We start from the raw sequence: 10,717 nt of genomic DNA on the forward strand, positions 1-10,717 counted from the left end.
GCGGTCGCCTGGATGGTCACCGAGATCGCGAACACGATCCCCCAGGCCGCCAGGTTGAGCTCCGGGCTCGCCATGCGCGCCACGAACGCGGCAGCTATGACGAGCTCGGACGTCATGATGATCCAGCTCAGCGCCAGCGGCAACCACGTGCCGACGACGGTCTTCGGGGTGATGGGTGAGGCTGCCTCTGCGATGCTCACGCGCGTGGAGCGTCTGCCTCGTGGGTCAGGCGGCTCAGCCCTCCACTACTTCGGCCATGTCCCAGCCGTTCTCGTGGCACACCGTCGCGACGTGCGAGTCCCACGTCGGCTCGACGGTGGGCCGGCCGCCGGGGAAGCAGTCGACGACGAGGTAGGCGAGCGGCACGCTAGAGGTGCAATGCACGCGGTGGAGCGTGCTCGGCGGGATGCGCACCAGGTCGCCCGGCACCAGGTCGGCCACGAAGCGCGCCTCCGGCCCGATCTCGAGGCGGCCCTCGCCCTCCAGGACGTAGAAGACCTGCTCCGTGTCGTCGTGTTTGTGGAGCGGCGGCGCCTCACCCGGCTCCATCACGCTGATGAAGCTCTCGCTCGTGGTCGCCTCGGCCCGGTCCATCACCAGGAGGTTGGTGTGGGTCGGGAAGCGATAGCGCTTGGGGTTGGAGGTCTTGAAGACGTAGTTCATGGCTTGCCGTCCTTCCTGCGCCAGCTGAACGCGGGCGTCATGGAGCCGTTTCCCAACCTGCGAGGAGTGATCGCAGCTCGTCGATCACGGGTCCCACGCTGAGACCGGGGCCGAGGTCATCCGCTGGGTCGCGAGCGAGGCCGCCCGCCAGGTTGCGGTGCTCCAGCGGGTCGGCGACGAGGTCGTAGAGCTCGTCCAGATCGCCCAACGGGTCGGTGACGTACTTCCACCGCGCGGTGCGGACCATGCGCCGCGCTCCCTCCGCCTCGCGCCGCTCGAGGCTCGCGCGCACGGCCTCCAGGCCGTGGGTAGTGCCGACGGTCCTCCCCACCGCCTCGAGGTCCGCGAGGGTGAAGGCCGGCCCACCGGCGCCGTACTCGGAGAAGGCGGCGGCGCGTGGCGCGGCGTCGGTGAGGGTGGGCAGGGGCGCGCCCTGCATGCCCGGCGGCACGGGCAAGCCTTGCAGCGTCAGGAGCGTCGGCACGACGTCTACGAGGTTCGCCATGGAGCCGTCGACCACGCCGGCCGGGCAGGTGCCGCGCCACGACACCACGAGCGGCACGCGCGTCAGGCAGTCGTAGAACGCGCCGCCCTTGCGCGCCATGCCGTGCTCGAGCGCGAAGTCGCCGTGGTCGGAGAGGAACACGACGATGGTGCGCTCGCGCAGGCCGGTCCGCTCGAGCGCGTCCAGGACGGTGCCGACCCCGTCATCCACGAAGCGCGTCATGGCCCGGTACGTGAGGAGCAGCCGCTCCTGGTCGACCCTGGGCACACCGGACACGTCGAGGAGCCGGCGCAGGACGCGTGTGCGCTCCGGCGCGCCGGGCATGTCCGGCGGCTCGGCGGGCGGCAGCTCGGCCCCCTCCGCCGCGGCCGCCTCGAAGTAGGCGCGCGGCACCTCGTAGGGCGTGTGCGGGTCGGGGAACGACACCCACAGGGCGAAGGGCTCGTCAGGGGTGCCGGCGCGCCCGGCGAGGTAGCGGGCGGCCTGGCCGGCGACGAGACCCGTCGAGTAGTCATCGTGAGGGTAGTCGGTGACGGCGTAGGACACGGCGGGCGCTTGGCGCGGCATGGCGCGCCGCACCGCGTGCGCGGCGGTCACGCCCTCCTCGGGGCGGAACCACGGCATGCCACGCGCGGGCCGCCCTAGGGGTAGGCCCTCATGGCCGATCTCGCACCATACGTCGAAGAGCGCCTGGTCCTCCGGCGCCTCGAAGCAGTGGTCCTTGCCTATCAGCGCGGTGGCGAAGCCGGCCTCGCGCCACACCTTGAACGCGTGGGCGGCCCCGGCGGGCATGGGCGTCTGGTTGTCGCGCGAGCCGTGCGTGTGCGGGTACTGGCCGGTCCAGAGCGACACGCGCGCAGGCACGCACAGCGGATGGGGCGTGACGGCGTTCTCGTACAGCACGCCCTCGGCCGCCAGCCGTGCGAGCGCCGGCGTGGCGGTGCCCACGGGCGAGTAGAGGCGGCTCGCCGTGGCCTTCAACTGGTCGGCCATGATGACGACCACGTTCGGCGGGCGGCCGCGCTCGTCCTGTGGTCGCTCTAGCCCGCCGGACGGCTGCCCGTCCGTGGGCCGCAGAACTCCGCTCGACGGCGCCGCGCTGCGTGCGCCGGGCGACGCGTCCTCGTGGCCGGTCGTCGTCAACCCTCGGCCCGCGAGGTGCCGAGGCTCGGGGTGCCCCGCTCCACGCCCGGCAGGTCGAGCTCCTCCGCGCGGTGGCACGCGACGAAGTGCCCGGGCCGCACCTCGCGCAGCAGCGGCGTCTCGGCCTTGCACTGCGCCGTCGCGAACGGGCAGCGCGGGTGGAAGTAGCAGCCGCTCGGGGGCTTGGCGGGGTTGGCTACCTCGCCCTCGAGCCGGATCATCTCGCTGCGCCGGCGCGGGTCGGCCTGCGGCACGGCCGCCATGAGGGCCGACGTGTACGGGTGGAGCGGCGCGTGGAACAGGGGGTCCGTAGGCGCCGTCTCGACGATCTTGCCGACGTACATGACGGCCACGCGGTGGCTGATGTGCTTGACGATGCTGAGGTCGTGCGCCACGAACAGGTACGAGAGCCCGAGCCGCTCCTGCAACTCCAGGAGGAGGTTGAGGATCTGCGCCTGCACGGAGACGTCGAGGGCGGAGACGGCTTCGTCGGCCACGACGAGCTTGGGGTTGAGCGCGAGTGCACGGGCGATCACGACGCGCTGGCGCTGCCCGCCGCTGAACGCGTGCGGGTAGCGGTGCATGTACTCGGGCCTCAAGCCCACGAGGCCGAGCAGCTCGGCCACCCGGTCCATGCGTTCCTGGCGGCCCTTCACGCCGTTGACGAGCAGGGGCTCGCCGATGATGTCGAAGAGGTTCTTGCGCGGGTTGAGCGACCCGAACGGGTCCTGGAAGATCATCTGCATGTTGCGCCACAGGGGGCGCAGCTCGCGGTCGCTCAGCTTGGCGACGTCGATGACCTCGTCGTCGCCGATCCGGAAGAGGATCTCGCCCGACGTGGGGTTGACGGCCCGCAACACGCAGCGCGACGTGGTCGTCTTGCCGCAGCCGCTCTCACCGACGAGGCTGAGGATCTCGCCAGTGTCGACGTGGAGGTTCACGTCGTCCACGGCCTTCACGGCGCCGACGGTGCTGCCGAAGAACCCGCCCTTGATGGGGAAGTGCTTCTTGAGGTGGCGCACCTCGAGCAGGCGCTCCGGGGGGAGCGCGTGCGCGCCGGCGCGGGTCCGCTCGGCGGCGGCGGGGCGCGTCCGCTCGCCCGTTGCCGCGGGCGTTCCAGCGTCCGACGGCGAGCGCTCCGCCGCGGCCGAGTCCGGCGTCGTGTTCACGGCATCCGCCTCACTCACCCTCGACCTCCCGGTGATAGAGGAAACAGGCGACGGGCTGCTCGGAGTCCGTGGGCCGCAGCGCGGGCACCTTGACGTCGCACACGCCCGGCATGGCGTCCGGGCAGCGCGGGTGGAACGGACAGCCGGTCGGCTTGTGCAGCGGGTGCGGGATGGAGCCCTCGACGGTCGGCAGGGCCACGCGCGGCTCCGTATCCATGTTCGGCACGGAGCGCAGGAGCGCCTTCGTGTACGGGTGCTTGGGGGCGTGGAAGATGTCGTCGACGGGGCCGCGCTCCATGACGCGCCCCAGGTACATGACGACGACGCGGTCGGCGACCTGCGCTATCACGCCGAGGTCGTGGGTGATGAAGATGATGGAGGAGCCGTGCTCGGCCTGCAGCTCGCGGAGGAGCGCCAGTACCTGCGCCTGGGTGGTGACGTCGATGGCCGTCGTCGGCTCGTCCGCCACGAGCAGCTTCGGGTGGCAGGACAGGGCCATGGCGATGATGGCGCGCTGCCGCAGCCCGCCGGAGAGCTGCCAGGAGTAGGCGTCGACGCGCTGCTCGGGGCTCGGCACGCCGACCTCGCGCAACCTCTCGATGGCCATGGCGCGCGCTTCCTTCTTCGAGACGTCCTGGTGCAGCCGGATGGCCTCGACGATCTGCTCGCCGATGGTGTGCAGCGGGCTGAACGACGCCATCGGCTCCTGCGGGATGAGGGCGATCTCTCCCCCGCGGATGTTGCGCATGCGGCGCCCGTCCTTGCGGAGCTTGGTCAGGTCGATCTCCGCGCCGCCGCCGCCCGCGCGGCCTGCCGGGTCGGGGCGGTAGAGGATCTCGCCGCCAACGATGCGGCCGGGCTTGGCGACGAGCCTCAGGATCGACTTCATGGTGATGCTCTTGCCGCAGCCGCTCTCCCCCACGATGCCGAGGACCTCGCCGGGCATGACGTCGAAGCTGACGCCGTCGACGGCGCGCACCGTGCCCTCGTCGAGCTCGAAGTACGTCTTCAGGCCGCGGACGGAGAGGAGCGGGGACGTGGCCTCAGTGGCTGTAGGGGTCTGCGGCATCGCGTAAGCCGTCTCCTAGGATGTTGAGGGCGAGGACGGTGATGATCACGAACACGCCGGGGATGAGCAGCCACGGGGCGTTGACGACCGATTGGAGGTTCTGCGCCTCCTGCAGCATGACGCCCCAGCTGATGGCGGGCGGGCGCATGCCGAGGCCGAGGAAGCTCAGGAACGTCTCGTTCAGGATCATCAGCGGCACTGCCAGGGTGACGGCGGCGATGATGTGGCTAGCGAACGACGGCACCATGTGCGAGAAGATGATGCGGCCCTGGCTGGCGCCGACGAGCCGGGCGGCCGTGACGAAGTCCTCCTCGCGCAGGCTGAGGAACCGACCGCGCACCTCGCGCGCCAGGCGCGTCCAGCCGAGCAGGGCGAGGATGACCGTGATGGCGAAGTAGACCCACGTGACGGGCCACGTCCTTGGCAACGCGGCGGAGAGCGCCAACCACACCGGGATGGCCGGGATGGCTTGGAGCAGGTCGATGAGGCGCTGGATGAGGTTGTCGACCCAGCCGCCGAAGTAGCCGGAGATCCCGCCGAGCACGATGCCGAGGATCGTGCTGATGAGCACGGCGACGAGGCCGATGGAGAGGGAGATGCGCGTGCCGTACATGAGGCGCGACCACTGGTCGCGGCCCAGTCGGTCCGTGCCGAGGATGTTGGCCGTCACCGGTTGCTCGGCCGTGCCGAAGCCGAAGAGGTGCCTGTCCGCCGGGATTACGCCGAACAGCTTGTAGGCGTAGCCGCGCGGGAACAGGCGCAAGGGCAGGACGACGTCGGTGTCCTGCACCCACTCCATCTTCAGCGTGCGCTGGTTGCGCTGCCCCTCCACGCCGTAGACGAACGGCCTGACGAGGTGGCCGTCGCGGATGATCCGCACGGGCTGCGGCGGGATATAGGCGAGCCGCGCGCTCGTCACGTTGGGGTCGGCCGCGCTGAAGAACTCGGGCATGAGGGCCATCAGCGTGATGAGCACGACGATCCAGAGGCACACGACGCCGAGCTTGTGCTTCGTGAAGCGCAGCCACGTGAGCTTCCAGGCCGGGGTGACGTAGACCGAGGGCTCCTTGGCCCGGTCGGCGACGGGCAGCGCGACGTCGCTCATGCGCTCTCCAGCTTGATGCGCGGGTCGAGGACCACGAGGAGGATGTCTGAGACGAGCGCGCCGAGGACGGCGAGCATGCAGAAGATGAGGATGATGGTGCCGGCGAGGTACATGTCCTGGCCGACGAGCGCGCGCAGGAGCAGCGGGCCGATGGTCGGCAGGCTCATCACGACGGAGACCACGAGGCCGCCCGACAGGAGCTGCGGGAAGTACCAGCCGAGGGTGCTGACGACCGGCGCGATCGCGACGCGCGTGGGGTACTTGATGACGAGGCGCCACTCGGGCAGGCCCTTGGCGCGCGCCATCTCCGTGTACGGCTTGCTGAGCTCGTCGAGCAGGTTGGCGCGCACGACGCGGGCGATCTGGGCCGTGCCCGCCACGCCGAGGACGATCATCGGCAACCAGATGTGGCTGAGCAGGTCGCCGACGCGCGCCCACGACCAGGCGGCGTCGAGGTACTGGGGTGAGAAGAGGCCGGTGACCGTGACCCCGAACTTGTCGAACGCCACCCACATCAACACGAGGGCGAGCATGAAGTTGGGCGTGGCCAACCCGATGTAGTTGAGGATCGTGAACACGTAGTCGAGCAGAGAATACTGGCGTGTCGCAGAGAAGATACCTATGGGGATGGCCACTGCCCAGGTGAACAGGAGCGAGAACGTGGTGAGGATGAGGGTGAGCACCAGGCGCTCACCGATGAGCTCGCTGTTCGGCCTCCGCCATTCGAGGGAGACACCGAGGTCGCCGCGCAGCAGGTTGCCCACCCACCTGCCGTACTGGACGTATATGGGTTGATCGAGGCCGTAGCGCGTGCGGAGCGCCTCTATCTCGGCCTGGTCGATGGACGTGCCGCCGGCCGCCAGCTCGGCGACGTAGCTCGTGAGGAAATCGCCGGGCGGGGCCTGGATGAGCGCGAAAGAGACGATCGAGAAGATCAGGAGCAGGAACGGGAGCAGCAGTAGTCGCTTGATGATGAACCAATGCAAGAGACGCTCTCCTAAGCGGTTCGTGCTCGTTACTTCGGCAGTGCCTCGCTCGGCGTGGCTCTGGTCGACGGAGCCTTCGTCGTAGCACCCCCGGTCGGTCCTGTTCACTGACCATCATGCCCCAAAGGCGGGCGGGGTGCCCAACGCCGGGCCGGTTGGGCACCCCTCGTAAGGGGCGCCCAACCGGGGTGAGCGGGTCAGTTCGTCTTGTAGAAGAACTGCTCGGGGCGGGAGTCGCCCGGAGTGCGGAGCGGCCAGTCGTTCGCGACGACGGCCGGGACGTTCATGAGGTCGTCGTTGACGACGACGACGCCCTGGACCATCGGCGTGAGGCCGACGAGGCCGAAGCCGTACAGCTCGTCGACGGCGTGGCGGAAGAGCTCCTTCGCCAGCTCGATCTGCTGCTCGACACCGACGGTCTTGGCCTCTTCGATGATGTCGACGATGCGGGCGATGCCCGGAGCGGGCTCCCTGCCGGCGGTGCCGCCGGACTCGTACCAGCGGCGCGACTCGACGGCGAAGATGGTCGCCGGGTTGCTACGCGGGTCGATCTTGGGGTTGCCCGTGAAGGGGAACGCCGTGGTGTCCTCGTTCCAGATCTCGACCTGGAGCTCGTTGGCGTCGCGCATGGTGAAGTGGGCGTTGCGCTCGCGCACCTGCACGTCGGTCGGAACGCCTACCGCGGCCCAGTCGGCGGCCACGAGCTGCGCCACGTCCGGCCACGGGCCGAACGCCGGCACGACGGAGAGCTCCACGCGCAGCGGCTTGCCGCTCGGCATGAGGCGGTTGCCGTTGGCGTCCTTCGTGAGGCCGATGGCATCTAGCATCTGGTTGGCGAGGTCAGGGTTGTACTCCGTGTACTTCTGGGCGTACTCGTCGCCCGGGTAGTACGGATGCCACGGCGCCGGGACGTTCTGACGGATGTCGCCGAGGCCGAGGAACGCGGATTCGCGGATCTCGTCGCGGTTGGTGGCGTACGAGAGGGCCACGCGGAAGTCGTGGTTGGCGAGGATGCTTCCGAGTTCCGGATCGATCTCGTACTCCTGGTTGAACCAGACGGCGGCGTCTGCGCCACCGAAGCTCGGCCACAGCATGACGCGGTAGTTGGAGCGGTCGGAGTTCTCGACCAGCACGGGGTAGTTGGGCATCTGGATGTGGCGGGCCTGGAAGTCGAGCTCGCCCGCGACGGCCGCGAAGTTCAGGGCCTGCACGTCGGCGAAGTAGCGGAACTGCACTTCGTCGATGTACGGGAGCTGGTTACCGGCCGGGTCGACGCCGATGTAGTACGGGTTGCGGCGCAGCGTGAAGACCTGATCGGAGACCGTCGAGTTGTAGGGCACCCAGGCGGCCATGGTCGGACGCTCGGGGTTCTCGGTCGGCATGGCCTTCGTCATGAACAGGTCGGTCCAGGTCGAGAGGCCGGCGGCCTTGACCTTGGCATCGAGCTCTTCGGCGGTCTGGAAGTCGGGGTGGAACTGCTGCAGGTAGTGGCCTGGGAGGAACGCGGCCAGGGTCCTGTCGCCGCCGTCGCGGAACGTGAGCTCCGTGAGGAACAGCGTGTTCGGGAAGTCGAACGTGATGCGGACCGTGTAGTCGTCGACGGCCTCGAGCTTGGCGGCCGTGCCGTCGCGGTTGGCGAACCAGGCGGGCACGCTCGGGGTCAGGTCCTTGTTGAGGATGACGCGCGTGTACCAGAACGTGAGGGCGCTGGCGTTGAACGGCGCGCCGTCCGACCAGTGGGCGCCGTCGCGCAGGTGGAGGGTCCAGCTATGGAAGTCGTCCGAGGCTTCCCACGACTCGACGATGTGCGGGACGATCTCGGAGCCGTCGGTGCTGAAGCGGACGAGGCTGTCGTAGACGACGCGCACATAGTTGTTGGAGTCGGCCGGGCCGGTGAAGGCGCGGCGCAGGACCCCGCCGTACGTGCCGATCTCGTCGACGACGTTGACGACGAGCGGGTTCTTGGGCAGGCGCTCTTCGACGGGCGGGAGCTGCCCTGCGGCCACGAGTTCCGCCAAGGCGGGGGCCTCGTGGTACGTCTGGGCCGACGCGATCCCCCAGATGAGGGCGGCCAGGACGAGAAGCAGCGGCCGCCTCCACCCCGCGCGCCTCCGAGTGCTCGACGTGAAGCTGTTGGTCATTTGAACTCCTTCCGGTCTCTAGCTGCGCGCCATCCGAAGCGCTCCCTCCGTTTGCGGAGGGACACCCTCGTTCCGAGGGGTTCTGCACAGGAGATCGCCCTCTTTGGCCCGGCGCCGTGCCATTTCGTCACCTTCGCCGGTTGCGTTAGCGATAACGCGAATTGCTAGTGGTAGGAGGCTAGCACGCGTCGGGGGGGTGGTCAAGGCTTGAGGCGGACCTCTCGGCGCCGCGGAGCGAAGCCGCGTGAACACGTTGCGGCTCGGCGCAACTTGTCCTCGGCGCGATCCTCCTCGGCGGTGCCTGCGGCCCGGCCGGACACACCGCGACCCGAGCGGGTTCGCGGCTCAGGCGGCCGAAGTGCGCGCCTCGACCCCACCCTGCAAGAGTTCGACGAGGACCATCAGGTTGCGGTTCAGGTGGTAAGGGTCCTTGACGGGCAGGCCGACGACCTTGTCGAGCGGCGCCCCCTTGCGATCGCGGATCTGGGCCCACTCCCCTACCGCCGGGTCGGGGTGCGGGAACGTCTTGAAGACGTAGTCGAACGTGCGGTCGTGGACGGCGCGGAGCTCGGCGTCGCCGGTCAGGACGTGGCCGAGGAGCGCGCCGTACAGCGTCTCGGAGTGCGGCCACCAGATCTTCGTGTCCCACGTGCCGAGGATCAGCTCCTCGAAGGGGCCGTTCGGTGCGCCCGTCGGTGGCAGGCCGTCGCCACCGACGTAGCGGAAGATGCCGCCGTGCTCGGGGTCCCAGCCGGCCTCGAAGGAGCGCCTCAGCACGCGGGCGGCGTTCTCCACCGCGGCCGTCCGCCCGTGCCTCGCGGCCTCCTCCATCACGAACCACATGGACTCGATGGCGTGGCCCGGGGTCACGTGGGTGGTCAACAGGCCTTCCCCGCCCTGGGCGCACCGCACTTCCTGCACGAGACCGTCCGGGCGGACGAAGGTGTCGAGGATCGCGTCCATGTGCGCGAGCGCACGAGCGGCCATGTCATCGGCGCGCGCGTCGCCGCGCTGCCTCAGCGCGAGCTCCAGCTCCTGCGCCACGTTGAGGAGGATCATCGGCTCGGCGTGCGCGCGGCAGCCGGCCGGCAGCGGGTAGGGCTCGCTGCGGGCGGTGCCGGCCGCGAGGCGCGCCACCACGCGCTCGTACGCGGCCACGGCCTCGTCGAGGTAGCGCCACTTCCCCGTGGCGCGCGCCGTCTCGCTCAAGGCCAGCGCTATGAAGCAGTCGGCGAAGTAGCTGATGTCGTGGCCCTTGCCGGGGATGAACTCCTTCTTGCGGCCGTCGGCCGTGAGCAGGTAGGCCGCCGAGCCGTCCTCGAGGAAGGCGTTGGCGCGCAGGAACTCGACCGTCTCGACGGCGCGCGCGGCTAGGTCGTCCGCGTCGCCCGTCAGGAGCCCGGCTCGCACGAGGCGCGCCGCGTGCGCCATCAGCCACGCGAACCGCCCCTGCGACCAAACGAACTTGTCGTCGCTGACGCGCTTGCCCGTGTAGTTGTCGATGCAGGTGAACACGCCGCCGTGCACGCGGTCGCTCGGCTCGCCCAGCCAGAACGGCAGCACGTCCTCCTCCAAGTGACGGCGGTAGAAGGCGCCGAGCTCGGCCAGCTCGAAGGTGGAGGACGGGGGGAGATTGGCGGTCGACTGGCTCATCGGGTGGCTCCTTGGGGTTGCGGCACGGTGTCGTGGCCGACGCGGTTCCGGCCGTCCGGGTGGCGGCTCGACAGGGTGCGCCTCAGCGCCGGGCACCTTTGGTCCGCTGCCGCGAGCGTACCCGGTTCTTGCCCTAGGCGCCGAGGGCCGCCCCGGGAAGGTCCAGCGTTATCGCCAGACCTCTTTCGACCGCGCCCAGCGCTTCGTCCGAGAGGCTCCCCAACCAGCCCGCCAGCTTCGAGCGATCCAAGGAAGTGAGTTGATGGCATAGGGCGACCGAGTC

Annotated in this window: 9 protein-coding genes; all 9 read right to left on the reverse strand. The window is 69.7% G+C overall.

All coding sequences use genetic code 11. From position 1 onward, the window contains the following. Nucleotides 1-200 (reverse strand): hypothetical protein (locus M9914_13055; GenBank protein MCO5175103.1); only part of this gene is annotated, 200 nt, incomplete at its 3' end. A 34-nt stretch (nt 201-234) separates the two neighbouring features. Further along, the gene (locus M9914_13060) at nt 235-663 is read right to left on the reverse strand and encodes a cupin domain-containing protein (GenBank protein ID MCO5175104.1); all 429 of its coding nucleotides are present in this window, start codon (nt 661-663) and stop codon (nt 235-237) included. A 37-nt stretch (nt 664-700) separates the two neighbouring features. Beyond that, nucleotides 701-2,161 (reverse strand): sulfatase-like hydrolase/transferase, encoded by a 1,461-nt coding sequence (locus tag M9914_13065; GenBank protein ID MCO5175105.1) that lies wholly within the window; start codon nt 2,159-2,161, stop codon nt 701-703. Between the two features lie 146 nt (nt 2,162-2,307). Then, nucleotides 2,308-3,342, reverse strand: coding sequence for an ATP-binding cassette domain-containing protein (locus M9914_13070; GenBank protein ID MCO5175106.1), 1,035 nt, complete (start codon nt 3,340-3,342; stop codon nt 2,308-2,310). A 148-nt stretch (nt 3,343-3,490) separates the two neighbouring features. Then, complete coding sequence (locus M9914_13075) at nt 3,491-4,549, reverse strand: ABC transporter ATP-binding protein (GenBank protein ID MCO5175107.1); 1,059 nt, start codon at nt 4,547-4,549, stop codon at nt 3,491-3,493. Next, a complete protein-coding gene (locus M9914_13080; protein MCO5175108.1) occupies nt 4,524-5,654 on the reverse strand; it encodes an ABC transporter permease in 1,131 nt (376 codons plus the stop codon). The genes M9914_13075 and M9914_13080 overlap by 26 nt, the downstream gene beginning before the upstream one ends. Then, on the reverse strand, nt 5,651-6,640 hold the full coding sequence (locus M9914_13085; protein MCO5175109.1) for an ABC transporter permease: 990 nt from the start codon (nt 6,638-6,640) through the stop codon (nt 5,651-5,653). Before M9914_13085 ends, M9914_13080 begins: the two co-directional genes overlap by 4 nt. A gap of 197 nt (nt 6,641-6,837) precedes the next feature. Further along, the gene (locus tag M9914_13090; GenBank protein ID MCO5175110.1) at nt 6,838-8,781 is read right to left on the reverse strand and encodes an ABC transporter substrate-binding protein; all 1,944 of its coding nucleotides are present in this window, start codon (nt 8,779-8,781) and stop codon (nt 6,838-6,840) included. Nucleotides 8,782-9,126: 345 nt separating this feature from the next. Next, nucleotides 9,127-10,434, reverse strand: a complete 1,308-nt coding sequence (locus M9914_13095) for an AGE family epimerase/isomerase (GenBank protein MCO5175111.1) — start codon at nt 10,432-10,434, stop codon at nt 9,127-9,129. Nucleotides 10,435-10,717 lie beyond the last annotated feature (283 nt).

It is taken from the genome of Trueperaceae bacterium (assembly GCA_023954415.1).
Classification (GTDB): domain Bacteria; phylum Deinococcota; class Deinococci; order Deinococcales; family Trueperaceae; genus JAAYYF01.

Excerpts from the sequence above, each read along its gene's own strand:
- M9914_13060 (MCO5175104.1), bottom strand. The coding sequence starts at position 663 with ATGAACTACGTCTTCAAGACCTCCAACCCCAAGCGCTATCGCTTCCCG.
- M9914_13065 (MCO5175105.1), bottom strand. The coding sequence starts at position 2,161 with ATGGCCGACCAGTTGAAGGCCACGGCGAGCCGCCTCTACTCGCCCGTG.
- M9914_13075 (MCO5175107.1), bottom strand. The coding sequence starts at position 4,549 with ATGCCGCAGACCCCTACAGCCACTGAGGCCACGTCCCCGCTCCTCTCC.
- M9914_13080 (MCO5175108.1), bottom strand. The coding sequence starts at position 5,654 with ATGAGCGACGTCGCGCTGCCCGTCGCCGACCGGGCCAAGGAGCCCTCG.
- M9914_13090 (MCO5175110.1), bottom strand. The coding sequence starts at position 8,781 with ATGACCAACAGCTTCACGTCGAGCACTCGGAGGCGCGCGGGGTGGAGG.
- M9914_13095 (MCO5175111.1), bottom strand. The coding sequence starts at position 10,434 with ATGAGCCAGTCGACCGCCAATCTCCCCCCGTCCTCCACCTTCGAGCTG.